Consider the following 23835-nt stretch of genomic DNA (forward strand, 5'->3'; position numbering starts at 1 on the left):
ATCCTATTCCTTCACCATGAAATGCGTCTCGGCGAATTCGACGCCCGCCGCCGCGAGCGCCTCGGAGCAGCGGGGGCGGATGCCCGTCGCCGTGAACTCGCCCAGCACCTCGCCGTCGGGGCCCACCCCGCGGCGGCGGAAGACGAATATGTCCTGCATCGTGATGATGTCGCCTTCCATCGAGGTGATCTCGGAGATGGCCGTGACGCGCCGCTTTCCGTCGGACATCCGCGTGAGCTGAACCACGAAATGCAGCGCCGAGGCGATCTGGCTGCGGATCGCGGAAAGCGGCAGGTCCATGCCGTTCATCGTGACCATCTGTTCGATCCGCCCCAGCGCGTCGCGGGCGGAATTGGCGTGGACGGTGGTCATCGACCCATCGTGGCCGGTGTTCATCGCCTGCAGCATGTCGAAGGCCTCGGCGCCGCGGGCCTCGCCGACGATGATCCGGTCAGGCCGCATCCGCAGCGCGTTGCGCACCAGGTCGCGCTGCGTGACCACGCCGGTGCCCGAGGGGCTGGGCGGCCGCGTCTCAAGCCGCACGACATGGCTTTGCTGAAGTTGCAGTTCCGCCGCGTCCTCGATCGTCACGATCCGCTCGCGGTGGCTGATGCTGGCGGACATCGCGTTCAGAAGCGTCGTCTTGCCCGACCCGGTGCCCCCCGAGATCAGCAGGTTGAACCGCGCCGCGACCAGTCCGCGAAGAAGTCCCGCCGCCTCCTCGGTCAAGGCGCCGGTCTCGATCAGGCGCTCCATCGTGTAGGGCATCCGGGCGAACTTGCGGATCGAGATGGACGGCCCGTCGATGGCGCAGGGGCGGATGATGGCGTTCACGCGGCTGCCGTCCTCAAGGCGGGCGTCGACCCACGGCACGGACTCGTCCACCCGCCGTCCGATGCGCGACACGATCTTGTCGATGATCCGCAGAAGGTGCTTCTCGTCCCGGAAACGCGCCGGTGCGCGCTCCAGGATGCCGGATCGCTCGACGTAGACGTTGCGGTGGCCGTTCACGAGGATGTCGTTGACCGTCGGGTCCGCGAGCAGCGGCTCGAGGGGGCCGAGGCCGAGGACCTCGTGCATCAGGTCGTCCACGAGGCGCTGGAACTCGGGGCCGCGCATCGGCCGGTTCTCCTCGGCGAGCACCTCGTTGACGAGGCTCACGACCTCGCGCCGAAGCTCGTCCGGCAGGATCTTGTCGATGACCGAGAAATTCAGGCGATCGAGAAGCTTGTCGTGCAGCCGGCCCTTCAGCTCGAGCAACTCGATCAGCTCGCGATCCTCGGCCGCCGGTTCGGGCGCGGGGCTTTCGGTCCGCGCAGGGACGGCCTCGCGCGCCACGTTGAGCGGAACGATGTTTTCGCTTTCGTTTCCGGGGCGTCTGGAGAACTGCTTGAACATGGTGTCTTCCTCAATGGGCCGCGTGTCGGCCGTTGGTCCGGGTGTCCTGCAACGCGGTCGCCAGGTCGCGCGCGAGGCGGGACACGGCCCTGCGCAGACGCGAGCGCGGCGAGGTCTGGGACAGCGGGGCGCCGCGGTCCAACGCCTCGCGCGCGGCCGCCGGATCGTCCGGAACCCAGTGCCTGAACCGGCGCTCGAGCACCTTCTCGGCGGCGGCCTGATGCCTGCGCAGGAGCAGGGGCTTCGTCTCGTGATTGACGACGATCTCGATATTCAGACCGGGGTTCGCCTCGGCGAAAAAGTCCATCAGTCGGCGGGCCTGCCGGATCGACGGCACCGCGCAATCCGTCACCATCAGCGCCTGGTCGGCCTGTTCGATGATCGGGTCCATCCACTCCGAAAGGCCGCTCGGCAGGTCGAGGACGACGTAGTCGTGGGTGCTGCGCAGGATGTCGATGATCCGGGCGACCTGCGGTGCCTTGAGCGCGTCCATCGGCGCGAAACGGGCCGGCGCGGTCAGGACAGACAGGCCCGTGGGCAGAGTCGTCATCGCCTGCCGAAGGTAGGTCTCGTCGGGCGTCTTTCCGGTCACCGCAAGCTCGTAGAGCGCGTCGCTGGGGTCGACGTCGAGAAAGCTCGCGACGTCGCCGAGCTGCAGGTCGAGGTCCACGAGCGCGACCGTCTTGCCGCTCGTCTTGCGGAACCGCCCGCGGCGATCGAGGAGCGCATCGGCGAGATTGACCGCGACCGTCGTGGCCCCGACGCCGCCCCGCGCGCGGGTCACGGCGATGACGCGGCCGGGCTGCCGCGTGCCTTCCGCCGATGTCCCGCGTCGGGTGATCTCGGCGATCAGGTCCGCGAACTCCTCGGGCGCGATCGTGTCGGGCACGACCTCGGTGATGCCGGCGCGGGTCAGCCTGCGCACGTCGGCCAGGGACGTTGCGGCGCCGGTGATGGCGACGAGGGGGTGGCCTGGGCCCATCTTCTCGCGCATCTCGCGAATCGAGGCGATCTCTGCCTCGTCGAGGCGCGCGGCGCGGACGACCCGGACGCCCTTCGCGCGCGCCATCTCGATCTGGGCGTCGTCGATCGCTGCGGGCAGCGCCGCGGGCGCTCCCTCGGCGACGGGCGCGACGTTCCTTGGGCGCGCCGTGGCCGCTCCGGGCCTCGGTGCCTGCGGGATGGTCGCGTCGGATTTGGCTGTCATGGTCATGGTGCCGTCCTTTCGCCTCGCATTATCCGTTCGTTCCCTGCGCGAGGTCTTCGCCGGGCAGCGAAGCGCTCATCGTCGGGAAGGGGATGGTCAGTCCGTCCGCGAAGGTCGCGGTCGCCCCGGTCAGCGCGAGCAGGCTGCCGAGCGGATGGATGAATTCGAAGTCGAGGCCCTGAAGCTCGACCGTCACGATCGGCGTGTAGGGACCGCCGAGAAACCCGAGGTTGCGGTCGTAGTCGTACCTGAACTGAAGGTTCGCGATGTCGGCATCGGCGGGCAGAAGCGGCCGGACCCTGGTCCAGACCTCCACCGCGGTCGCGTTTGTCGCGTCGCCCGGGCAGACGAAGGTTCCGGGGTCGCGGCAGATGCCGTCGGCGTCGCGGCACGACGTGCCGAACCGGTAAGGTGGATCGGCTTCGGACGTGCCGCGGGAATTGAGATCGGGGACGCCGGGGCAGGCCGCAGGCCGCACGGTCGCCACGCGCGACGCGATCTGCATGGCCTTGTCGGCGACCACGAAGCGATAGGCGAGCCGTCCGAAATCCACCAGCGCGAACATCAGCACGAGGAAGATGACGAAGACGATGGCGAACTCGACCAGCGTCGTCCCGCTTTCGTCGCGCGCGAAGCTCCGGGCGCGGCGCGTCATGTCGGCGCGGAGCGTCATGTTCCGAACACCCTGTGCTGGTCCGTCACGGTGGCCGTGAGGCCCGGCAGCGCGCGGTTGCCGACGAGCGTGAACAGACGGCCGAAGGGAAAGTCTATCGTGATGCTTGCAGTGACCTCGACCACGCCGAAATGCAGGCCGGTATGGGTGCCCTGAACACAGCGCGGGAGGACCGAATTGACGGTGACGTCGCCCGGATAGACGGTCGCGCCGGAGATCGAGACCCTGACGATCCTTTCCAGATCCTGCGTGAAGCCGTCCACCGCCGTGGCGCTGGTGCAGGCATCGATCGGGGCGACCATGGCAAGGTAGCGCGACGCGTCGCGAACCCCCGAGGACGCGGCCTGGTAGGACCACATCATCCGGGCGCCCTCGACGGTCGTGCCGAAGAAGATCAGCATGATGGGTAGCACCATCGCGAATTCGACGAGGGCTGCGCCACGCTGGTCCCTGCGGAACCGGCGGATCGAGCGGGATACTGTGCGGATCATGCCCATCCCCTTCACCGGTAAAGCCGCACGACGTCGCGGATCTGTCCGCTGCCGCCGCTGCCCAGTTCGGCGCTGCCGATGATCTCGACGAAGACGTCCTTGGTGACGGTGTCGGCCGGACGCACGACGAAGGCGCGCACCCACTGGTCCACGGGAACGTCGTCGGTCTGGCCGTTGATGGCGTTCCCGACGCAGTCGATGCCCGCCACGATCAGCACCCGGCGCTCGGGGTCGCCGCGGCCGTGAGGATTGCAGACCGCCCCGCCCGTCTCCTGGCGGCCCGCCAGTTCGGGGATCGCGCCGTTCACCATCGCGCCGGTCTCGGCGATGTAGATGTCGTAGAGCGTCGTGGGCCAGTCCGGGAACCACGCGGGCGCAGTGCCGGGCGTCAGGCCGTAGTTCACGTCGAGATACTCCGCGTAATGGGCTGCCGAGATCTGCCGCTCGTCGCTGAAGCGCGCGAGCGAGCAGCCTCCGTCGGAGAAGAAACAGTCGTCCACCGGAAGCGGCATCGTGTAGGCGGGGTCCGTGGGGTCGGCCTCGTCAAGCTTGCATTGCCCGTTGCCCTGCCGCGTGACGGCGATTCCGTCGACGACGTTCGGCGCGGGCGCGAAGCGGGGATCGTTCCGGTAGCTGTTGAGCACGCCCGCGTAGATGTCGAAGCGGGTGTTCAGCGCGGCCGCGAAATTGCCCACGGCCTGCCCGGTCCGGGTGTCGACGCCGTCCTGCTCGAAACAGACCGTGGCCGGCGACTGCGCCGCGATGAAGCACCAGTCCGGCACCGGCCCGTTGAAGTTGTCGGCGCTGCACGCGCCGTCGGGATCCACGGCCGAAAGGCTGTCCTCGGGCAGCAGGAAGCCGAAGTTGCCGGGGGCCCAGGACCCGCCGCCCTGGCCGCCTGCGCGCAGCTGGATCACGCGCCCGCTTTCGGCGTTGGCGTCGAAGCCGGGCGGAAGGCACATCATCATCGTCGAGACGTCGCAGGCGAGCGTCGTGAACCCCGCCACCGCCGAGGCCGTGACCGAGACCGCGTCCTCGGGGCGTCCCAGAAGCGCGCGGAACGCGGCGCCGAAGGTGAGGCCGACGGTGTGGGCGGCGATGTCCACCCGCACGAAGCGGGCGCGCGCGGGGTCCGTGGTGACGAAGCCGTCCGTGCCGCTGCCGTCGTCGGCCGGCAGGCCCGACAGGAACGTGAGGGTGACGTCCGCTTCGGTCAGCGCCCGGTCGCCCCGTGCGAAGGTCTGGCGGTCGACCATGACGGACGCCGCCGCGCGGGCTTCGTCGAGGGCGTCGGCGCTTCCGTCCAGCTCACCGGCGGCCGCAAGCGCGGTGCTGTCGGCGTAGGATTGCAGGTCGGTCTGCGTGATGCCGACGCGGCCGAGGTCGAAGGACAGGGCGATCAGGCCCAGGAACACCGCCAGGCCGATGCCCCAGATCACGAGGAAGCTGCCGTCCTCGTCGTCCTTCAGCCTTGCGAGATGGGGAGCGGGGTTCATGGGTCCAGTTCCAGACGTTGGGGCGCCGGCGTCTCAGCTGCCGTTGCCGCGCGCGGCCACGGTTTCCACTTCGGTGCCGCGGCGGACGGTGATGGTGCGGCTGCGGACGACCTCCTCGGGCACGGGCGATTCCTCCAGCAGGACGTCAGACAGGCGAAGCGTGCGCATCGGCAGGTCGTCCTCGGTGCTGTAATCGCGCAGCATCAGGCTGAGCCGTCCCGCGCGTTGCGCCAGCGCCAGCGCCTGCCCCTGCTGGGGCGTCACGTCGACGGTGACGGTCCGCGAGACCTGCGGCGCGTCGGACCGCTCGTTGGCGTCCTGGTCCACGGCGATCACGCGGATGTTCTGAAGGATGGTGACGGCGCGCAGCGAGTCGCCGCTGCCTTGCGTCAGGATCACGTCGACATAGTCGCCGGGCGTGACGAAGCCGCCGGCGGCCGTCTCGGCGTTGACGGTGATCGCGACGGCGCGGCCATTCTCGCTCAGCGTCTCGACGATCGTGACCTTCTCGCCGAACCCCGACACCTGCGAGACAAGCACGGGCTGTCCGCGCACGATCGGGCTGCGGGCGCGCCGGGGATCCTGGCCGCTGCCGGCAAGGAGGGCGTCGGGCCGCGTGAACGCGCCGTCGGGAAGCGCCTCGCGCGGCCAGGGGCGCGCGGTCAGCATGTGGGCCTCGATGCTTTCGCCGAACGCGATGTCCTGCGCGGCGATCATGATCTCCACGAGTTCCGGGCGCTGTTCGGCGGCGACGCGGGTCGTGCGCGTCTCCATGAAATCGTATGCGATGAAGGCCGATCCGCCGGCGAACGACGTTCCGATTGCGGCCAGGAGAAGGGAAGTCAGTTTCATTGTCCGTGCTCCGTGATCGGGGCTGTGTTGTCGGGAACGTGTGCCGGGCTGGCGGCCTTCGGGGGCTTGGGCGGTCGGTGGCGGGCATGGGGGTGCCGCGCCACCGACCCCTTGGGAGCTGTCTTTCGAAAGCGCCCCTCAGGCTGGGGGGGTGCAGTCGACGGTTCCGTCGTCCGCGGTCACGCAGGCGGACGCATCCATCGAATCCGCCGCGTCGATGAGGTTGCCGTTGATGCCCGACCCCAGTGCGGTCAGCAGGGTGATGCCAACGACGACGGCCAGGGTGACGCCGACGCCGTATTCCACGAGGGTGACCCCGCGCTCGTCACGAACGAAACGGGAAAAGACTTTGCGAAGCATTGTTTGACTCCAGAAATTGAGGTGACGCCGGACGCCACGCTGAAGAAGGAAACAGGGCCCCAGTCGGAACCTTGTGACCCAAGCCTAGCGGGCGCGGCGAAGGGGGACGCCGTCGCTTCCTGCGGGAAATACAACCTTGAGTTGAAACTCTGCGCGCACGGCGCGGCGAACGGGCGGTCACGGTCAGCGGGACGCGTGGATCGCCGGATCGATTCGCGACGGCATGGCCCGCGCCTTGCACGGGATCATGCCGGGTGGCGCGCGGCGCGGCGCGCACGCGAGAAGGGGATCATTCGGGAAGGGGAGGGAAGCGGGGCGCCTGACGCGAAGCCGGGGCCGATGTCAGGGCGGCGGCCCGGATGGACCCGCTGGCCTGGCTCCGCCGCGGCCATCGGAGCGGGACCGCGCCGGACGGCGCGGCGCCGAAGCTCGGGCGGCGCGGAAAGGGATCTTCCCGCGCACGCCGAGAGGAAGAGAAGCCTCGGAAGGCTTCTTCTCAGGCCAGTCCGGCGGCCTTTCTGGCGATGCTTGGGATCTCGCTGCGGTGGAACCCGAGTTCCGCGAGGTTGCGGTCGCTGAGCGCGCTCAGCTCGTCGCGCGTCCGGCGGTAGATCGCGCGGCGGGCGGCCCGCTGTGCGAGGATGTCGCGGATCCGGCGAAAGCGCGCTTTCAGTCCGGTATTGTCGAGCCGTGCAAGGCCGATCTGCGCATAGGCCATGGTGGGTGTCCTTCCATCTGTTGACGCCGCATTGCGTCTTCAGACGTCAAGATAGGCCCATGCTGCACCTGCACAATCCGCAAGCCGGAATTGCTGCCATGCAGCAAAGGCAACGCTGAGGAGCCGCGTCTTCGCCCGTGCGGGGGCGTCTTCCGCGGCAACGTCACCCGCGCACGACGTAGACCGAGCATTCCGCATGCGTGACGACATGGCTGGCCGTGGTTCCCAGAAGATAATCCTGAACCTTGGGATTGGCCGATTCCATCACGATCAGATCGACATTTCGCTCGTCGGCCAGTTTCAGGATCTGGCGATGCACCGCGCCCTTTCGGACGACGGTTTCCATTTCGACGCCGTCCGCCGGATGGTCCTTCACGAACTTGTTCAATTGCTCGCGCCAATAGCCTTCTGAATCGCGGATGTTCAGATTGCGCTCCATTTCGGGCGCGACCGTCGCCACCAGAAGCTTCGCGTCACGCCTTCGTGCCATTCCGACGGCTTCCTCGTAGGCGCGGTAATCCATCTTCGCATGACGAAGATTGAGCGGGCAGAGGATCAGCTTGGTGTCGCGGGGCATCGGTCGGCCCTCCATGTCTCGGCTTCGGTTTCGGCTGTCCCATTCGGCGCGCAGGCCGGAACAGCGGGTCATGCCTAGCACATTCCGCAATGCTCCGGCCATCGCGGTCCCCAATCGCGATCGATCGCGCCCGATATCCCTTTCGAAATGGGAATCATGCTTTTCGCGAACGATCCGATCCCGTCGAAAATGCCTCCGGCAGCCCATTCATCGCGTCGTTCGCATCGAACGGGGTTGAGGACCGGGCATGACCGCCCCCGGTCGGCTGTTCGCCGCGGGCTTTTCGGCTCGCCCGGGTCCTGCGCGCTAGCGCACGGTCACGACCGTCACAGGCGACAAGTGCTGGACCTTGTGAGAGACGCTGCCGAACACCGCGGACTTCAGGTCGGACAGGCCCCGCGCGCCGGTCACGATCATGTCCGCCCCGGTTTCTTCCGCCGCCTCCACGATGCGGCGCGCAGGATCGCCGTCGTCCGTCACGCGCTCCACGTCGCGCACGCCGTGCTCGTGCGCCGCCCGTTCCGCGGCATCGAGCACGCTGCGGGCCACCGCCGACAGGACGCGGTCCTCGCTCGTTGCGTGCTCGGGCAGGAGATCGGCCTGTGGGAACCGCGCGTGGGGCAGCGAGGAGAGGGCCGCAAACAGGCGATTGCCCCCCTCGGCTGCGTCGTATTCGACCTCGGCCATGTGGCGCAGGCCCTCCGACAGGTGATCTCGAAGGTAGACGTGAACCAGGACGACCGGGACCCCTGACTTCGCGGCGAGGTCGGCCCCGACATCCACCGCGCGCATGGCCGTGTCCGAACCGTCCGTCGCGATGAGCACTTTCCTGACCATGTCCTTCCTCCCTTGACGTGGCCCCCAGCATTCCAGCGCGTCGGGACGGCGGCATTGACCGGCGTCAACGCCCAACCCGTGAACGGGCGAAGGCGCCCGCCACCGGCGGGTCGTGCGGCGCGCCGCCCTGTCCCGACACGCCGTGGCCGCAGGGACGCAGGCATGCCGCCGCGCGCGGTGCAGGTCGCAGGGCCGCCCGTCCTCGCGACGGTGTTCCGCACCGTGCGCGGGCGGAACGAGCAGTCGCAGGGCGCAAGCGGGCTGAACGCGGGCGGATCGTCCTGTCGCTGCCGCCCGGAGGTTGCGGGTCGCCATGTGGCGCAGGCTGGTCGATGGACCGGGCGGCGCTCGCCACCTCCAGGCACCGACCTGCTGCCGCCGCGCAGAGGTCGCGGAGCGCCATAAGGCTCGGGCCGGTCAGGAACGGGTGGACCGGGCCACCTCGCGTCCCACCGTCGACCGTCCTGTCACGACCTCTCGGGGTCGCCTGGTGCCATAAGGCCCAGCCGACGTCGTGCCCGGCGGGCTGGGCACAGCCGGGTCGGACCGCCGAGACCCCTTCGAGCGCCTAGGTGTCGCTGCTGCGCGAAGGTTGCCGACCGTCAATTGGCCGAGCAGGGCCGGGCCGGGCGCGGACGGACCGGGCCACCTCGCTTACCGCAGAGGACCGTCCGGTTGCGGCCGGTCGGCGGGCGCGAAACGCCGTCGCGATGGCGCGAGGCCCGCATCGCGCGGGCCCTGGATCCGTCGCGCGGGTAGCCTGCGTGCGGGATGCCCGCCTTCCCACCGCGACCCTGGCGGCGGGGCGATCGCGCAGGCGGGCCTTGCGCCGGGGGCCTGGCCCGCGCCTCAGCCCGCCATCTGCGCGCGAGGGATCTCGACGACGCGCCAGAATCTCTCCAGCAGGCCGGCCAGTTCGAGAACGTCCCCGCCCGCGCTCTGCTTGACGACGTAGCCAGCGACATGCGCGTCGTAGGCGGCTTCGATATCCGCCTGCGCGCGCGACGTCGTGAGCATGAAGACGATAAGGCGTCGAAGCTTGGGGTCGGCCCGGATCTCCCTCACGAAGGCGTGGCCGTCGAGACGTGGCATGTTGATGTCCACGAGGAGGATGCGGCCCTCCAGGCCGGGCGCCTCGGCCGTGCGCGCAGGATCGCGCAGGTATTCCAGCGCCGCGACGCCGTCGACCGCCCGTACGATGGCGCTGGCGACCCCGGCCTTGTCGAACGCGCGCCGGACCGCCTTGGCATCGCCGTCGTCGTCCTCCACGAGCAGGATCCTGACCGGGTCCGTCGCGGGCGGGGGACGGGGCTTCGGGGCGCTCACGGAGGGGGCCGCGCGTCGGGCGGACCGGGTGGCTTCGGCCATGTGAAGCGGAACGCGCAGCCCTTCCCGTCCGCTGACGTCAGGGTCAGCGATCCGCCGACGCTTTCCACGGTCTTTCGCACGAAGGCGAGGCCCATGCCGCTTCCCTCGACCACGTCGCGCGGCTTGAGGACCTGGAACATGCCGAACACCTTCTCGTGGTATTCGGCGGGGATGCCCGGGCCGTCGTCCTCCACGCAGAATGCGTAGTCCCCGCCCGTGTCCTCAACGGTCACGCGCAAGCGCCCATCGAGGCGGTCATGGTGCTTGATGGCGTTGGAGACGAGGTTCAGAAGGACGCTGCTGATCGGCGCGCTCGGCAGGGCGATTTTGTCGAAACCCGGCCCGATCTCGATGCGGAACGCAGTGGGCGGCGAGGCCAGCGCGATCACTTCCTGCAAGATGCGTTCGCCACAGACCGTTTCGCCGCAATGGGTGTCGCGCCCGACCCGGGAATAGGCGAGCAGATCGTCAAGAAGCCGGTCCATCCGCCGCACCCGGCTTCTGAGAAGGTCCATGCTTTCGCGCGTGTCCTCCGTCAGGTGCCCCTCGAGGTCCTCGGACAGCCAGCGGGATGCGTTGTCGATCACCCGCAAGGGCGCTTTCAGGTCGTGGGAGGCGATGTAGGCGAACTGGTCGAGCTCGCCGTTGGAGCGTTCCAGCTCGCGTTTCGAGGCTTCCAGCTCCCGCAGGAGACAGGCCATCCTGTCCTCCGCGGCATGACGCTCGGAGACGTCCTGCAAGATGCCGATGACCGTCTTGCGCGCGCCTGCGTCGACGCTGCCCAGCGCCACCGAAAGCGGGAACCGCGTGCCGTCCCGGCGCAGCCCCGCGACGTTGCGGTCGGCGCTCATGTCGGACTTGTGGTTCTCGAACGCGGCCAGGCGGCTTGCATGGCCGTGGCGGTATTCGGCAGGCATCAGGATGTCGAGCGACCGGCCCAGCGCCCCGCCCGAGCCGAAGCCGAACATGGCCTCGGCCTTGGGGTTCATGTCGACGATCCGGCCCGCCACGTCGCACGACACGATGCCGACCGGCGCATTCCGGTAGATCGTCTCGATCCGGGCCGTGCTTTCGAAGAGATCCGTCCCGAGCGCGTGGAAGGCGCGCGCGATCACCCCGATTTCGCCGGGTGCGCCGAGATGCAGCGCGACCGCGCCCCCGACGCCGGGCCGGCCGGAGAGCGACGCCGCAAGGTCCGCCAGCGGCGCGGCCAGGCGTGCGGCGCACAGACCCGCGAGGGCGGCCAGGACGACGGTCGTCCCCGCACCGAGGAACCCGACGGAACCTGGCGGCGCATCTCGCACGAGGTCGGCGAGCGGAGCGGCTTCGCCGACGCGGCCCTCGAGCCGGCCAACGAGGTCCAGAGCCGCCGCGGTGATCAGCACCGATGCCGCCGCCATCAGGGTCATCCTTGTTCTGAACGTCGGGACCCTGCCTCGCATCGCGCGCTTTCATATTGAACCTGCGGTCGCATCGGGGCGCGCCGTCCCTGACCATAACGCGTGGCGCGTTAAGGAATGATTGCCGAAGGGCGACAGGGCGGATCCGCCAGCGTTCACGTTTCCTTAGGTGATGCGTGTCATGTTCCGACATCGGGCAGCTTGGCGTGGTGGCCGCTATCAGTCGTAGGGAGACCAAGGCATGAAAAACCGGGCACCGCTTCCCCCGGGCCGCGAGGCCGGGCGCGACGCGCCCCTCTCGCTGAACGTCCTGATCCTCGACGATGTCGAGACCGACCGCCTGCGGCTGCGCCGGCTGCTGCGCGAGGCCGGTCTGGACTTCACCCTGTACGAGGCCGCCGACCTCGCGGGCTTTGCCGCCCGCCTGGACGGCGCGTCCATGGACCTCGTGTTCCTCGACTATCACCTCGAGATGGACACGGGCCTCGACGCGCTGAGGATCCTGTCGGCGCGGGAGGATCAGGCCGGCGCGCTGCCGATCATGGTCACGAGCGTCGGCAACTGCGACGTGGCGGTGGAGGCGATGCGCTCGGGCTGTGCGGACTACCTCGTCAAGGAGCAGCTCAGCGTCGAGGCGATCCGCAAATCCGTGACCTCCGCCTTCGAGCGACGGCTTCTGTTCGCGGCCTTCGCCGAGGCGAAGCGGACGCGCGACGCCTTGTCGGGTCTCGCAAGGCGCTTCGCCTTCACCTCCGGCCCCGAGATCAGGTCCGTTCTGTCGGCGACCCTGCGCCACGCCCGGTCGCTGCGCGGGCACGAGGCGATCACGCCCCCCTTCGCCGAGAAGTTGGGCGCGCTCGAGGACGATTGCCACGAGATATTCGCCTTCCTTTCCGGCGTCGCCGACATCCTGGACGGCGTCGAGGGCTCGCCGGCGCGCGCCTTGCCGCGAGCAGCGCGGGAATGAGCCCGGAGGCGACGCCCGCGCTCGGCTCCGTGCTGGATCCCGGCCCTGCGCCAGGGCCGGCCCGGTTCGGCATGGTGCCGCTTTCCGTGCTGGTGATCGACGACGACCTCGGCGACCGCAAGCTGGTGCGGCGCCTCGTGACGGCGGTCCGCGCCGATGCGGAGGTCTCGGAGGCGGCCTCCATCGAGCAGGCGGGCGCGTTCCGCGACATCGCGTTCGACGCGATCCTTCTCGACAACATCCTTCCCGGTCGCACCGGCCTCGAATGCCTCGCCGCGCTCAGGGCAGGCTGGCCGCGCGCGGCGATCGTCCTGATGACGTCCTGCGGCGACGAGACCGTGGCGAAGTGCGCGATCCAGAACGGTGCATGGGACTACATCGCCAAAAGCGCGCTTTGCCCGACCTCCGTGGAGCGCATGCTGACGATCGGCGTGCAGGCCGCGCGCAGCGCATGGAAGCTTCAGGAGGTCCACCGCGACCTTGAGGTGTTCTCGGAGGTGCTCGTTCACGATTTTCGAGCGCCCGCGCGCGCGATGGCCCATCTCAGCGAGCAGCTTGGCGCGGACCTGTCCGGGGGCGCGATGGAGGACGTGCGGGACGGCGTCCGGCTCCTGCGAAAGACCTCCAGGCAGATGCTGGACCTGATCGCGAGCCTGGCCGAGCATATCCGCTTCGACCACGAGGAGCAGCATCGCGCCGTCGCACCCGCCGACCTCGTCGATCGCGCCCTGACCGCTCTCGCCTCGGATGTCGCGCACAGCGGCGCACGGGTCCGGCTCGATCTCGGGACCGCGCCGCCGCTCGTCCACTGCGATCCGCCCCAGATCGCCCAGGTCCTTCAGAACCTCGTCGCGAACGCGATCAGGTACGCCGGCGCCGGGCCTCCGGACGTCACGATATCGGTGTGCCGCGGAGAAGTGGGTGGCGTCCTCTTCAAGGTGAGCGACCGCGGCATCGGCGTTCCCGAAGCATACCGCGAGCGGATCTTCGAGCCGTTCCGCAGGGTGCCGGGCGGGGCATCGGCGGGCACGGGCCTCGGGCTTGCAACCTGCAGGAAGATCGTCGGGCGTCACGGCGGAAGGATCTGGTGCGACGCCTCCCGGACCGAGGGGGCGCTGTTCGGCTTTCTGCTGCCGCGCGGCGATGCCGGGCGTACGGGGGCCGCGATGTAAGTCTGGGGGAGTGCGGGACCGTTACGGCGGCATATGGCTTGGCAGGGTCCAGGCACGTGCGCTTCGCGTCAGAATGCGCGGCGGCGATGCGCCGCGCCGGGGCCCAGTTGCGAGGTCGGCGCGGCCGTGCGGGGAGACCTCAGTGGGTCCTGATCGAGCTGACCTCGTGCAGGCCTGCGCGAAGCTCTGGCAGGACCTTGAGGATGTGGAAGGCCGAAAAGACGAGGATGCCGTGCTCCGCCCGCAGGCCGGTTTCGACGCCGGTCAGCACTTCCCACGCGGCGGTGAAAAGCAGCACCAGTCCCGCGCAGAGTTTCAGGTAGGCGTTCTCGGCGACCCGCTCCAAGGTATTCATCTCGATCCTCGCATGTCTGTTCGACGTGGACCTCGACATGCAGCACGTTTGTGGTGCGGGTTGGGCGGACCCGGCATGGTTTTGCCAGACTTTCCCCACAACGCCGGCCCCGGTGCGCGGAAGGGTGTCTTCACAGTCCAGCGGTGGCCATGTCCGTCCGCCGTGAACGGCATGACGCACGCGATCGCAAGGGAGGCCAAGCGCGCCCGGCAGCCGGGGGCCCTCGAACAAACGCCGGAGGATCGCCGCGTCGATCCCGAGGTGGGAGCCATGACGCGCATGGAGCCGCCATGTCGACGGGCAGGCGGAAAGGCGGTCCGCGCCCCTCGGCCCGGCCTTCGATCTGCGCCGCGCGGGCGGATGGACGAAGCTTGGAGAGCGGGACCCCGGCCGCGTGGTCGCGGCCGGGCTGCCCTTTGCCCTGCCCCATGAAGCCCCCGGATTGGCTCGGCCTGCGCCGAAGGTCCAGACGCCGGTCGGGCGTGTTGCCGGCGCGCGATGCGCCCGGACCATGGTCACTCCGCCGGTGTCCTCGGCGCGGTTGCGCCCTGGCAGCTCTCGCGGGACGTGCTTCCGGCCGCTCTCGACCCATCGCGCGGCCCTGCCGGACGGCTCCGTGAAGGACGGGCGTCTGCGGGATGGACGCGTGGTCGCTCAGGACCCGCGCGCGCCGTGCCTCGTCTCGCCAAGCGTGATGACGGTCCCCCCGGCGGCCTCGGCGTCGGCGGGATCGTGCGTGACCATCAGCGCGGGGATGTCGCGCTGGCGGATGTGCTCGAACGTGAAGGCCCGGATCTCGGCCTTGAGTTCGGCGTCGAGCCTCGAGAAGGGCTCGTCGAGCAGAAGCGCGCGCGGCTCGGCCAGAAGCGTGCGCATCAGCGCGGCGCGCGCGCGCTGTCCACCCGACAGCGTCTCGGGGTCGCGGCGCCCGAGGCCCGAAAGCCCCGCAAGCGCCAGTGCCTCGTCGACCGCGGCGCGACGCGCGGCCCGCCCGCGCACGGACCGCGATAGCCCGAAGGCGAGGTTGTCCGCGACCGAAAGGTGCGGAAAGAGGACCGCATCCTGGAACACGAGCCCGATGCGCCTCGCCTCGGGCGGAAGCGACGAGACGTCCGCGCCGTTGAGCATGATCCGCCCCGCCATCGAGAAGCCGGGGGCGAGGTGCCCGCCGAGCGCGTCGAGCAGCGTCGACTTGCCGACGCCGGAGGGGCCCATGACGGTCGCGACACGGCCCGGTTCGACCTCGAGCGAGAGGGGCGGAAACAGCGGTGGGGCCCCGGCAAGGCGTATGTCCACGTCGATCAGGCTCAGCGTCATGCCGCGGCCTCGCCGGACAGGGCGCGCCTGTTGCGATGCACAAGCGCGGGGATGGCGAAGGCGGCGGCGTAGGCGGCGAAGGGCAGCCCCGCCTGCAGGGTCGCGTAGACGCCCACGATGCGCCGGTCCGAGGACGAGGCAAGCGTCACCGCCTCGGTCGTCAGCGTGGCGACCCGGCCCCCGCCCATGAACAGCGTCGGCAGGTATTGCGCCACCGAGACGGCCACCCCGATGGCCGCCGCGGTCAGGATCGGCGTCAGGAGGACCGGCAGCTTCACCCGGAACAGCCGCCGCCACGGCCCTGCGCCCAGCGATCCCGCCGCGCGGGCAAGGCGCGGGTCCTGCGCGCGCCAGGGGTCCGACAACGCGATCATGACGTAGGGAAAGACGAAAAGGGCGTGCGCCCAGATCACCGCGAAGGACCCGCCGGACACCCCCAGCCGCAGGAACACGACGTTCAGCCCGTAGAGGAACGCGATCTGCGGCACGAGAAGCGGCAGGTAGATCAGGGCCTCGGCCCAGCGGGCGCGGGTGCGCCGCGCGCGGTCCTCGCCCTCGAGCCAGGCCAGCGCCAGAACGAGGGCGGCGCCCGTGCTGGCCGCGGCCAGGCCCGTCGTCGCCACGAGCGCGTCGCGCCATCCCGCCCCCGGACTGCCCCAGGCGCGCAGGGACCATGTCTCGGGCAGGAGGTCCGGCCAGGGCCATCGCCACGCGAGCGACCACAGCACCAGCGAGGCCATCGCAAGCGCCCCCAGTGCCATCAGGGCCGTGGTCGCCGCCGTCGCCAGCGCCAGCCCCGGCTCGGCCGAAAGCCCGCGCCCGCCGCGGCGGATCCACCACAGCCCGACCGCGCGGCCCGCGCGCTCCAGCGCCAGAAGCCCGGCGAAGGCGGCGGCCACCAACGCGCCCTGCAAGAGCGCGCCCGCCGAAGCCGGCAGGAGCAGGGCCGTGTCGGGCGCCGAGAACAGCCGCAGCAGCATGACCGCCAGCGTGGGCGGGTTCGACGGCCCCAGGATCAGCGCCATGTCCACGACCGACAGCGAATAGGCCAGCACGACCATGACCGGCAGCCGGATCAGCGGCCAGACCTGCGGCATGATCACCTTGATCCACACGATGCCGCGCCCGTAGCCAAGCGAGCGTCCCGCCGTCAGGTGCGCGCGCACCGGGACCTGGCTGAGCGCGGACAGGATCACGAGCAGCAGGAACGGCACCTCCTTGACCGTCAGCGCCACGATCAGCGCGAGACCCCAGGGGTCGTTCACGGTGGCCAGCGCGGGCGGGCGGTCGAGGCCAGCCAAGGGCGCGAGGGCGCGCGCGATCCATCCAGACGGCGAAAGCAGGAAGGCAAGTCCGATCGCCATGGCCGCATGCGGCGCGGCGAGGAAGGGCGTCAGGACGCGGCCCGACGCCCGGCGGCTGAGGCGGCCATGCACACCGGCACAGAAACCAACGGCGAGCAGGAGCGACAGCGCAGTCGCGCCGATGCCCGTCACAAGCGTCAGCCGAAGGCTCGTGGCCATGCCCGGCAGGCCGGCCAGCGCCGACCATGGCGCCAGCGAGGGCTTCGTCGCGCCGATGGCGGGCAGCAGGCCGAAGGCCGCACATGCGGTTTCCCAAAGCCCCGCAAGGATCGGCGCAAGCACGCCCGCCACCACCGCGACAAGGACCGCGACCCGCAGCGCGCGGCCGTCCTTCGAGGTCGCGATCACCGCGTGTAGCGCCGCGCCCAGTCCTCGGTCAGCCGCGTCATCCAGCTGGGATGCGGCTCGGGCAGGGTCGGACCGAGCTCCTCCAGCGTCGGCAGCGCGGGTGCGGCCGGCAGCGCGTCGAAGGCCGCGCGCGCCTCGGCGTCGAGGCGTTCGGGGTCGAGTACCGAGAACGATCCCATCACCTCGATGTCCTGCATCCTCGCCTGGACCTCGGGGGCCAGCAGGAAGTTCGCCACGACCTGCGCACCTTCGGCGCTGGCGGCGTTGTAGGGGATCGCGACGAAACTGACGTTGCCGATGGTCCCGCCCTCGGGCACGAAGACGCGCGCGGTCGGCGGCAGAAGGCCCTGCGCGATGGCCGCAGCGGTCGAGGCCGGGTCGAAGGACATGGCGATATCCACCTCGCCGTCGTTCAGAAGCTGCTGCTGGACGCTTTCGTTCTCGGGGAAGGCCTCGCCTCCGCGCCACATGTTGGGGCGCAGCGCGTCATACCACGCCCAGAGCGGCGCGGTCTGTTCCGCGAAGGCCGCGTCGGTGACGGGCTCGAGCAGGGCGGCAGGGTCGGGCGCAAGCTCGATCAGGGCCTGCTTGAGGAAGGTGGCCCCCATGAAGTTCGACGGGTCTGGATGCGTGACGCGGCCCGGGTTGGCCTCGGCCCAGTCCACGAAGCTCGCCATGTCGCGCGGCGGGGCCTCCACGCGGGCGCTGTCGTAGGAGAACACGAACTTGGCAAGCCGCCACGGGCTTTCCATGCCCTCGACCGGCACGGTGAAGTCCATCGCCGCGGGCGCGCCCGGCGAAAGGTCGAGGTAGCGCGCGTTCGGCAGGTCCGCGACGAAGGGCCCGAACAGGAGGTCCTGTTCCTTCATGGCGAGGAAGTTGGGCCCGTTGATCCAGATGAGATCGACCGATCCGTCCGCGTCCCGCCCCGCCGCGCGTTCCGAGATCACGCGCGTGACGGCCTCGGCCGTGTCGGTCAGTCGGACATGCTCGACCGCCACGCCGTACCGCGCCTCGGTCTGCTCGCCGACCCAGTCGATGAAGGCGTTGGTGCGCGCGTCCCCGCCCCAGGCGTTCCAGTAGACTGTCTGGCCCCGCGCCGCCGCAAGCGTGTCCTCCCAATCGGCGAGGGCGGGCTGCGCGAGAAGGGCGGCGATAAGGGTGATCGTGGCGGTCGGTCGCATCGTGGTTTCCTGCCTGGCGTTCGGGCCGCGAAGGACCGCGTGCGCCGCCGCCCCTGCATCGCCCCGGATAATGTGGCGCGAAGCGCGGGCGGTCCACCCCGGGCGCGAAAACGTGACCGGGCGCTGGGGGGGCAACGGCCCGCGCCGGTTGCCCGCCGACCCTCAGCCCTTCGCGTCCTCGGGGCCGAGGCGGCGCTCCGCGAGGCCGGACAGCATGTCGAGGCAGCGAGACAGCTGCGCCACCTCGAGGTATTCGTCCGCCTTGTGCGCCTGCTCGATCGATCCCGGCCCGCAGACGACCACGTCCATCCCGAGCGCCTGGAAAAGCCCCGCCTCGGTGCCGAAGGGCACGCAATCCGCCCCGTTCGCGCCGGTCAACTCGGCCACGATCCGCCGCGCGAGGTTGGCGTCGGTGGGCACGAGGCCCGCGACCTCGCCGATCACTTCGGTCTCGATGCTCGCCTCGGGCCAGACCGCGCGCATCTCGGGCAGAAGGCGCTGGCTGCAATAAAGCGCGAGCTGCGTCTTGACGTAGTCTGCATCCGCCTCGGCCGCCGGGCGCATCTCCCAGTCGACATGGGCGCGGCCGGCGATCACGTTGTGCGCCGAGCCGCCCTGCAGGGCGCCGACGTTCACGGTGGTCCACGGCGGGTCGAAGCGGCTGCCCTCAGGCGCGCTGCGGCGCAGCTCGTCCTTCAGCTCCAGCAGCCGCGCGACGTAGCGCACCGCGAATTCCACCGCGTTGACGCCGCGCTCGGGCGCCGAACCGTGGCCCGCCAGCCCCTCGAAGCGGGTCGTGTATTCGTAGCAGCCCTTGTGGCCCTCGATGATGCGCATCTCCGTCGGTTCGCCGATGATGGCGATCGCGGGACGGTAGGGCTTGTCCTCCAGAAGCCGCATCAGCGCCCGCGCCCCGAGGCATCCGACCTCCTCGTCGTAGGTGAAGGCGAAGTGGATCGGCCGGGCCCGGTCGGCGGAGGCGAACTCGGGTGCCATGGCGAGGGCGGCCGCGATGAAGCCCTTCATGTCGCACGCGCCCCGCCCGTAGAGCCGTCCGTCGCGCTCGGTCATGGCGAAGGGATCGAGGGTCCACGGCTGTTCCGCCACCGGCACCACGTCGCTATGGCCCGACAGCACGACGCCGCCGCTTACCTCGGGCCCGAGCGTGGCGAAAAGGTTGGCCTTGTGGCCGGTGTCGTCGCGCTGAAGCTCCACATGCGCGCCCGCCTGCCCGAGAAGATCGGCGAGGTAGGCGATCATCTCGAGGTTGGGATCGGCGGACACGGTGGGGAACGCGATGAGATCGCCAAGGATCGCCTTGGTCCGGGCCAGTCTGTCCAACGTGTCCCACCCCTCGCATCGACGCCTGCCTTCGCGGGTAGCCGCGCCCGGCCCGCGGGTCAATGCGGATGCGCGCGAAGGCCCGGCGAAACCCGCGCCGGCCCGTTGCGCGGCGCCCCCGCGCGCGCATTGCCCGGAGATTGCGCGGAATGCGCCGCCCGGTGCCGTCAGCCGGGCAGCGGCGCGTCCTCGGCCAGAAGGCCCCTCGATCGCAGCGCCTGCCAGAACTCCGCCGGGATGGCCGTGCCGAACCAGTCGAGGATCTGGTCCAGCTCTGCCTTGCTGCGCGGTCCGGGAATGACCGACGTGACCAGGTCGTGGCCCAGCGGGAACTGCAGGGCGGCCGCGGGCAGGGGGACGCCGAAATCGTCCGCCGCCGAGCCGAGCGCGCGGGCCCGGTCGACCACCTCCGCCGGGGCCTTGGCGTAGTTCCACGTAGCGCGCCCCACCAGGATGCCGGAATTGAACGGCCCGCCGCAGATGATCGTGGTGCCCGCCTCGCGGCAGGCCGGGAACAGCTCCGACAGCGGCGTCTGCTCCAGTAGCGTGTAGCGCCCCGCCAGCAGGAACACGTCCCAGTCGCCGATGCCAAGGGCGTCGAGGCAGACCTTGTTCTCGTTCACGCCAAGGCCGATCGCCCGCACGGCGCCGCTGCGGCGCAGCTCGTCCATCGCGCGGTATCCCCCCTCGGCGAGGTCGGCGAAGTGGCGTGCGTTCTCCGGTCCGTGCTGCATCTCGCCGATGTCGTGGGCGAGCAGGATGTCGATGCGGTCCAGGCCGAGGCGCTGGAGGTCGTCCTCGTAGGCGCGCATGATGCCGTCATAGCCGTAGTCGTAGACCACGGTGAACGGCAGCGGGTCGATCATGCCGAAGTCCATCGGGTTCTCGACCGCGCCGGGCCGCAGAAGCCGCCCGACCTTGTCCGACAGGATGTAGTCGTGGCCGCGCAGCATGTCGCCGATCACCCGTTCCGAGCGGCCGAACCCATACCACGGCGCGGTGTCGAAATAGCCGATCCCCGCCTCGCGCGCGGCCCTGACCAGTTCGGCCGCCTGCGCGTAGTCGAGATCGGCGAAGTTGCCGCCCAGCGGCGCGCCGCCCAATCCCAGCACGTCGATCTTCAGGCCGGTCCGGCCCACCTCGCGCTTTTCCATCTTCGCTCCTCCGGTTGCCGTCCCTGCGCCCCGAGGATACCGCGCCCGGGACGAAGCGAAAGGGGCTTGGCCGCGCGGCGCGGCGGCGCAACGCAAAAGGCCCCGGTCCTCGACCGGGGCCCATCCGCGCGTGCCGGCGGTGGATCAGCGCCGCGCGACCGCGCCGCCGAAAGACGCCGAGCCTGCGCCGCCGCCCTGGCTGCCGCCGCCGTTGCCGCCGCCCTGGCTGCCGCCGCCGCCGTTGCTGCCACCGTTGCTGCCGCCATCGCCGCGGCCGTTGCGGTCACCGTCCCCGCCGCGGTCTCCGTCGTCGTCGCCCTGCGACGGTGCGGGGCGCGCGCTGGTCAGGACGCGGAGACGGGCGACCGGATCGCCCGGCGTGACCAGCAGGACGGCGCGCGCGTCGGCGCGGTCGCCGAAGACCTCGTCGCAGGCGTCGAGGCCGCTGGAGCTGCCGCATTCCGACGCGTGTTCGGGGAAGGTCTCGGTGCACCAGGTGATGACGGTGTTGTAGCATTCTTCGAGCGAGGACATCGGTTCGGCCGCGGCAGGCGCCGAGACGGCGGAGCCGAGGGACAGGGCGAAGGCGGTGGTGGTGAGGATGCGTTTCATGGTGTGGTCCTTTCCGGGATCCGAGCGAGATGGAGTGCGGCAGCGCCGCGTTGCATCCATGGGTCGCGCGACCGGGCGAAACCGTTCAAGAAAAGGTGCGCCGGGGCGCAACTTTCTTGCAAATCACTGAAAATGAAAGGGAAATCAGCAGTCCGGCGCGCGCGGAAGGCCCCAGCCGGTTTCCGTGTCACGTCCCGGAACGCCAAGATCGCGGCTTGACGCCCGCAGCGCGGCGCGGATCGCCTCCGTCGACCGCGTGCCCTCGGCGACCAGCCGCGCCGCCATCGCCGCGACGATTGGGGCGGCGAAGCTGGTGCCGCTGGCGTAGCGCCCGCCGGCCGCGTCCGCGACGTAGAGGTCCACGCCGGGCGCGGCGAACTCGATATGCGTCCCCGTGCCGGCGCTGCGGAACCGGCGCAGGCCCGCATCGACCGCCGTCACCGCGATGACCTGCGGCAGTCCGGCGGGATGGCGGATGTCGGCGTCACGCCGGTTGCCGGCCGCCGCGACCATGACCGCGCCGGTCGCCGCGACGTCCTCGACAAGGCTTGAGAGCACGCGGTTCGCGGGGCCTGCGAAACTCATGTTGATCACGTCCGCCCGCGTCCGCGCCAGCGCGTCCAGCGCGCCCGCGATGCGGTCGACGTCGGCGCCGGGCGAACGCCCCTCTCGCGCGAAGGCGCCGACCGCGACGACACGCAGGCCGGGCGCGAAGCCGCCAAGGCCGCCCGAGGGGTCCTCGCCCGCGATCAGCGCCGCGACCGCCGTGCCGTGGTCGGCGTCCACCGGCACGTCGCCCGGCAGCAGCGCCGAGACCGCCGTCAGATCCGCGCCCCGGAGCGCGGGGTGGCCCGCCGCGACGGGGCCGTCGACGATGCCCAGGGTCACCGAGGGCGGAAGGCGGCACGCGGCCTCCGCGCCGATCGCGCTTGCGGCGTAGACGCGCGGGGGGGCGGCCTGGGCGTAGCGGTAGATGGCGTTCGCGTCGAATGCGGCACCGGGTGCTTCGGCGCCCAGCAGCGTGCGCGCCGTCGCGGGTTCGAGGCGGCGGCCAAGGTCGTAGACGCGCATCTCGCGCGACAGGCCGGGCAGCGGGCGGATGCGAAGAAGCGTCGCGCCCGCGCCCACCAGCGCAGCGTTCCCCGCGGCGACTGAGGCGGGCGTGCCGTGCAGGACGAATTCCGGGCGGCCCTCGAACCGCGCGACCTCGTCGCGGGCCATGGCGGCCGCGTCCCGGCGACCGGGATCGCCCTCGTCCCGCGTGGTGCCGCGCGATCCGCCTCCGGGCGTCCCGCCCGGCCCCGCGCCCGCCCCCGGCCCCGCTCCGGGTGCCGGGGCGGCGCCCGTTTGCGCGGCGGCCGGGCTGCCTGCGAGGCCGACGAGGGCGGCAAGCGCCGCGGCGAGGCCGATCATGCGGAATGCGCTCATGTATCCCTCATTCGGCCGCTGCCCCCTGTACGCTTTCCACCGCGGCGGCTTGGCGGAGCATGCGCTCGGCCTCGGCCGGGTCGACGCCCTCGAGCGGCGCGAGATCGTATAGTCCGATCGACGACGGACCGTCCACGATCGTCACCCCGGCCTCCAGCAGGGCGGCGCGGATCGCGGCCTCGGTCGCGTCGGGGTCGAAGGTCACACGGAACACCGCCTCGTCGGCCCCGGCGAGGCGAAAGCCATCGTCGCCGCCCCGGTCGAGCAGGAAAAGACCTTGCACCAGAGCGACCGCCAGCAGGACGGCGGCCGCGATCTGCCACATCCGGGGCGGCGCGGGGCGGTTCGCGGGCTCGGCCCGGTCGACCGCCCGCATCAGCCGCTCGAGGCCCGCCGCGCCGGGGCTTCCCACGGGCTCGCCCTGCATCCGCGACCTCAGCGCGGCGAGGGCGTCGGCCTCGGCCCTGACGCCCTCGTCCGTGTCCAGCCAGACGGCAAGCTCCGCGGCCTCGGCGGGATCCAGCGTGCCGTTGACGTGGAACGGCAGGCGTTCGAGTGCTTCGTCGCGGGTCATGCCGGCCTCCCCATGCGTCCTTCGAGGCAACGCATCAGCAGCCGCTTGGCGTGATGCAGCCGCGAGCGCACGGTGCCTTCCGGCGCGTCGATCACGCGCGAGATCTCGGGCGCGCTCATGTCGTCGTAGAAGGTCAGGGACACGACCGCGCGGTGGTCGTCCGACAGCGTGCCGAGGCAGTGGCGGACATGGCCCGCCTCTTCGGCCGCGACGAGGCAGGTGGCCATGTCGGGTCCGTCGTCCGCCTCATCGGGCATGGTGTCGGTCAGGTCGATCCGTCCCTTGCGCCGAAGCGCGTCGATCGTCTTGCGGTGGGCGATGCCGAAAACCCAGGTCTGCACTTTCGCTCTCCCTTCGAAGCGGGCGGCTGCCCGCCAGATGTCGATGAACACGTCCTGCAGTATGTCGGCGGCCTCGTGCGGATCGTTCAATCTGGAGAGGATGAAGCGGTAGACGGGTCGCTCCAGCGCCCGGTAGAGGTCGGCCAGCGCGCCCTTGTCGCCCTTGGCGATGCGGTCGATGAGGGCGGCGTTCGGGTCGGACATCGGGCGAGCTACCGGGAACAATGCGTCTGCGCGCGCCATTGGGGCCACCCCGGCGGTCCGCGTCAAGTCGCGCTTGCCGCGGCGGGGCTTCTCGTGT

The 23835-nt window shown here is 70.6% G+C and carries 24 protein-coding genes; 2 read left to right on the forward strand and 22 right to left on the reverse strand.

Annotation, left to right across the window (positions count from 1 at the left end):
• Window positions 1-3: 3 nt before the first annotated feature.
• The 12 genes from P6F26_RS02730 to P6F26_RS02785 all read right to left on the reverse strand — a co-directional run bounded on the left by P6F26_RS02730 (window position 4) and on the right by P6F26_RS02785 (window position 11377).
• Window positions 4-1398, reverse strand: a complete 1395-nt coding sequence (locus P6F26_RS02730) for a TadA family conjugal transfer-associated ATPase (protein WP_278027108.1) — start codon at window positions 1396-1398, stop codon at window positions 4-6.
• A 10-nt stretch (window positions 1399-1408) separates the two neighbouring features.
• Window positions 1409-2611: a CpaE/TadZ family protein gene (locus tag P6F26_RS02735; protein WP_278027109.1), complete on the reverse strand. Its 1203-nt coding sequence runs from the start codon at window positions 2609-2611 to the stop codon at window positions 1409-1411.
• A gap of 22 nt (window positions 2612-2633) precedes the next feature.
• The gene (locus P6F26_RS02740; RefSeq protein ID WP_278027110.1) at window positions 2634-3278 is read right to left on the reverse strand and encodes a TadE/TadG family type IV pilus assembly protein; all 645 of its coding nucleotides are present in this window, start codon (window positions 3276-3278) and stop codon (window positions 2634-2636) included.
• Window positions 3275-3769 carry a TadE/TadG family type IV pilus assembly protein gene (locus tag P6F26_RS02745; protein WP_278027111.1) on the reverse strand — a complete coding sequence of 165 codons (495 nt, stop codon included), beginning with the start codon at window positions 3767-3769 and terminating at the stop codon, window positions 3275-3277. Before P6F26_RS02745 ends, P6F26_RS02740 begins: the two co-directional genes overlap by 4 nt.
• An 11-nt stretch (window positions 3770-3780) precedes the next feature.
• Complete coding sequence (locus tag P6F26_RS02750) at window positions 3781-5265, reverse strand: pilus assembly protein TadG-related protein (protein WP_278027112.1); 1485 nt, start codon at window positions 5263-5265, stop codon at window positions 3781-3783.
• A 33-nt stretch (window positions 5266-5298) separates the two neighbouring features.
• A complete protein-coding gene (gene cpaB / locus P6F26_RS02755; protein WP_278027113.1) occupies window positions 5299-6117 on the reverse strand; it encodes a Flp pilus assembly protein CpaB in 819 nt (272 codons plus the stop codon).
• A 138-nt stretch (window positions 6118-6255) separates the two neighbouring features.
• Window positions 6256-6477: a Flp family type IVb pilin gene (locus P6F26_RS02760; RefSeq protein ID WP_278027114.1), complete on the reverse strand. Its 222-nt coding sequence runs from the start codon at window positions 6475-6477 to the stop codon at window positions 6256-6258.
• 496 nt (window positions 6478-6973) lie between these two features.
• Window positions 6974-7195, reverse strand: a complete 222-nt coding sequence (locus P6F26_RS02765; RefSeq protein ID WP_278027115.1) for a YjiS-like domain-containing protein — start codon at window positions 7193-7195, stop codon at window positions 6974-6976.
• 163 nt (window positions 7196-7358) lie between these two features.
• Window positions 7359-7772, reverse strand: a complete 414-nt coding sequence (locus tag P6F26_RS02770; RefSeq protein WP_278027116.1) for a universal stress protein — start codon at window positions 7770-7772, stop codon at window positions 7359-7361.
• Between the two features lie 306 nt (window positions 7773-8078).
• A complete protein-coding gene (locus P6F26_RS02775; RefSeq protein ID WP_278027117.1) occupies window positions 8079-8609 on the reverse strand; it encodes a universal stress protein in 531 nt (176 codons plus the stop codon).
• Between the two features lie 849 nt (window positions 8610-9458).
• Complete coding sequence (locus tag P6F26_RS02780) at window positions 9459-9878, reverse strand: response regulator (protein ID WP_278027118.1); 420 nt, start codon at window positions 9876-9878, stop codon at window positions 9459-9461.
• 53 nt (window positions 9879-9931) lie between these two features.
• Window positions 9932-11377, reverse strand: a complete 1446-nt coding sequence (locus P6F26_RS02785) for a sensor histidine kinase (protein ID WP_278027119.1) — start codon at window positions 11375-11377, stop codon at window positions 9932-9934.
• A 241-nt stretch (window positions 11378-11618) separates the two neighbouring features.
• On the opposite strand from P6F26_RS02785, the gene P6F26_RS02790 reads away from it, so the two are divergent.
• Window positions 11619-12344 (forward strand): response regulator, encoded by a 726-nt coding sequence (locus tag P6F26_RS02790; protein WP_278027120.1) that lies wholly within the window; start codon window positions 11619-11621, stop codon window positions 12342-12344.
• Window positions 12341-13516, forward strand: coding sequence for a sensor histidine kinase (locus P6F26_RS02795; protein WP_278027121.1), 1176 nt, complete (start codon window positions 12341-12343; stop codon window positions 13514-13516). The genes P6F26_RS02790 and P6F26_RS02795 overlap by 4 nt, the downstream gene beginning before the upstream one ends.
• 139 nt (window positions 13517-13655) lie before the next feature.
• On the opposite strand, the gene P6F26_RS02800 is transcribed toward P6F26_RS02795, so the two are convergent.
• The 10 genes from P6F26_RS02800 to P6F26_RS02845 all read right to left on the reverse strand — a co-directional run bounded on the left by P6F26_RS02800 (window position 13656) and on the right by P6F26_RS02845 (window position 23738).
• Complete coding sequence (locus tag P6F26_RS02800) at window positions 13656-13871, reverse strand: hypothetical protein (RefSeq protein WP_278027122.1); 216 nt, start codon at window positions 13869-13871, stop codon at window positions 13656-13658.
• Between the two features lie 654 nt (window positions 13872-14525).
• Window positions 14526-15188, reverse strand: a complete 663-nt coding sequence (locus P6F26_RS02805; protein ID WP_278027123.1) for an ATP-binding cassette domain-containing protein — start codon at window positions 15186-15188, stop codon at window positions 14526-14528.
• Window positions 15185-16900 (reverse strand): ABC transporter permease, encoded by a 1716-nt coding sequence (locus P6F26_RS02810; RefSeq protein ID WP_278027124.1) that lies wholly within the window; start codon window positions 16898-16900, stop codon window positions 15185-15187. The genes P6F26_RS02805 and P6F26_RS02810 overlap by 4 nt, the downstream gene beginning before the upstream one ends.
• Window positions 16897-18084 carry an ABC transporter substrate-binding protein gene (locus P6F26_RS02815; RefSeq protein WP_278027125.1) on the reverse strand — a complete coding sequence of 396 codons (1188 nt, stop codon included), beginning with the start codon at window positions 18082-18084 and terminating at the stop codon, window positions 16897-16899. Before P6F26_RS02815 ends, P6F26_RS02810 begins: the two co-directional genes overlap by 4 nt.
• 162 nt (window positions 18085-18246) lie before the next feature.
• Complete coding sequence (gene argE / locus P6F26_RS02820) at window positions 18247-19425, reverse strand: acetylornithine deacetylase (RefSeq protein ID WP_278027126.1); 1179 nt, start codon at window positions 19423-19425, stop codon at window positions 18247-18249.
• A 167-nt stretch (window positions 19426-19592) separates the two neighbouring features.
• A complete protein-coding gene (locus P6F26_RS02825) occupies window positions 19593-20579 on the reverse strand; it encodes an aldo/keto reductase (RefSeq protein WP_278027127.1) in 987 nt (328 codons plus the stop codon).
• 144 nt (window positions 20580-20723) lie between these two features.
• Window positions 20724-21191 (reverse strand): hypothetical protein, encoded by a 468-nt coding sequence (locus tag P6F26_RS02830; RefSeq protein WP_278027128.1) that lies wholly within the window; start codon window positions 21189-21191, stop codon window positions 20724-20726.
• 144 nt (window positions 21192-21335) lie between these two features.
• Entirely contained in the window at window positions 21336-22619 is a 1284-nt protein-coding gene (locus P6F26_RS02835) for a S8 family serine peptidase (protein ID WP_278027129.1), read from the reverse strand.
• Between the two features lie 7 nt (window positions 22620-22626).
• Window positions 22627-23193 carry an anti-sigma factor family protein gene (locus P6F26_RS02840; RefSeq protein WP_278027130.1) on the reverse strand — a complete coding sequence of 189 codons (567 nt, stop codon included), beginning with the start codon at window positions 23191-23193 and terminating at the stop codon, window positions 22627-22629.
• Entirely contained in the window at window positions 23190-23738 is a 549-nt protein-coding gene (locus tag P6F26_RS02845) for an RNA polymerase sigma factor (protein WP_278027131.1), read from the reverse strand. Before P6F26_RS02845 ends, P6F26_RS02840 begins: the two co-directional genes overlap by 4 nt.
• Window positions 23739-23835: the final 97 nt, after the last annotated feature.

The organism is Roseicyclus salinarum, from assembly GCF_029624655.1.
GTDB classification, from domain to species: Bacteria; Pseudomonadota; Alphaproteobacteria; order Rhodobacterales; family Rhodobacteraceae; genus Roseibacterium; species Roseibacterium salinarum.

What these genes read in the sequence shown, in the direction of transcription:
- P6F26_RS02845 (WP_278027131.1), bottom strand. Translation starts at nt 23,738, where the DNA reads ATGTCCGACCCGAACGCCGCCCTCATCGACCGCATCGCCAAGGGCGAC.
- cpaB (WP_278027113.1), bottom strand. Translation starts at nt 6,117, where the DNA reads ATGAAACTGACTTCCCTTCTCCTGGCCGCAATCGGAACGTCGTTCGCC.
- P6F26_RS02775 (WP_278027117.1), bottom strand. Translation starts at nt 8,609, where the DNA reads ATGGTCAGGAAAGTGCTCATCGCGACGGACGGTTCGGACACGGCCATG.
- P6F26_RS02765 (WP_278027115.1), bottom strand. Translation starts at nt 7,195, where the DNA reads ATGGCCTATGCGCAGATCGGCCTTGCACGGCTCGACAATACCGGACTG.
- P6F26_RS02825 (WP_278027127.1), bottom strand. Translation starts at nt 20,579, where the DNA reads ATGGAAAAGCGCGAGGTGGGCCGGACCGGCCTGAAGATCGACGTGCTG.
- P6F26_RS02795 (WP_278027121.1), top strand. Translation starts at nt 12,341, where the DNA reads ATGAGCCCGGAGGCGACGCCCGCGCTCGGCTCCGTGCTGGATCCCGGC.
- P6F26_RS02730 (WP_278027108.1), bottom strand. Translation starts at nt 1,398, where the DNA reads ATGTTCAAGCAGTTCTCCAGACGCCCCGGAAACGAAAGCGAAAACATC.
- P6F26_RS02805 (WP_278027123.1), bottom strand. Translation starts at nt 15,188, where the DNA reads ATGACGCTGAGCCTGATCGACGTGGACATACGCCTTGCCGGGGCCCCA.
- P6F26_RS02835 (WP_278027129.1), bottom strand. Translation starts at nt 22,619, where the DNA reads ATGAGCGCATTCCGCATGATCGGCCTCGCCGCGGCGCTTGCCGCCCTC.
- P6F26_RS02745 (WP_278027111.1), bottom strand. Translation starts at nt 3,769, where the DNA reads ATGATCCGCACAGTATCCCGCTCGATCCGCCGGTTCCGCAGGGACCAG.
- P6F26_RS02830 (WP_278027128.1), bottom strand. Translation starts at nt 21,191, where the DNA reads ATGAAACGCATCCTCACCACCACCGCCTTCGCCCTGTCCCTCGGCTCC.
- P6F26_RS02815 (WP_278027125.1), bottom strand. Translation starts at nt 18,084, where the DNA reads ATGCGACCGACCGCCACGATCACCCTTATCGCCGCCCTTCTCGCGCAG.
- P6F26_RS02800 (WP_278027122.1), bottom strand. Translation starts at nt 13,871, where the DNA reads ATGAATACCTTGGAGCGGGTCGCCGAGAACGCCTACCTGAAACTCTGC.
- P6F26_RS02790 (WP_278027120.1), top strand. Translation starts at nt 11,619, where the DNA reads ATGAAAAACCGGGCACCGCTTCCCCCGGGCCGCGAGGCCGGGCGCGAC.
- P6F26_RS02770 (WP_278027116.1), bottom strand. Translation starts at nt 7,772, where the DNA reads ATGCCCCGCGACACCAAGCTGATCCTCTGCCCGCTCAATCTTCGTCAT.
- P6F26_RS02750 (WP_278027112.1), bottom strand. Translation starts at nt 5,265, where the DNA reads ATGAACCCCGCTCCCCATCTCGCAAGGCTGAAGGACGACGAGGACGGC.
- P6F26_RS02785 (WP_278027119.1), bottom strand. Translation starts at nt 11,377, where the DNA reads ATGGCGGCGGCATCGGTGCTGATCACCGCGGCGGCTCTGGACCTCGTT.
- P6F26_RS02740 (WP_278027110.1), bottom strand. Translation starts at nt 3,278, where the DNA reads ATGACGCTCCGCGCCGACATGACGCGCCGCGCCCGGAGCTTCGCGCGC.
- P6F26_RS02760 (WP_278027114.1), bottom strand. Translation starts at nt 6,477, where the DNA reads ATGCTTCGCAAAGTCTTTTCCCGTTTCGTTCGTGACGAGCGCGGGGTC.
- P6F26_RS02840 (WP_278027130.1), bottom strand. Translation starts at nt 23,193, where the DNA reads ATGACCCGCGACGAAGCACTCGAACGCCTGCCGTTCCACGTCAACGGC.
- P6F26_RS02735 (WP_278027109.1), bottom strand. Translation starts at nt 2,611, where the DNA reads ATGACCATGACAGCCAAATCCGACGCGACCATCCCGCAGGCACCGAGG.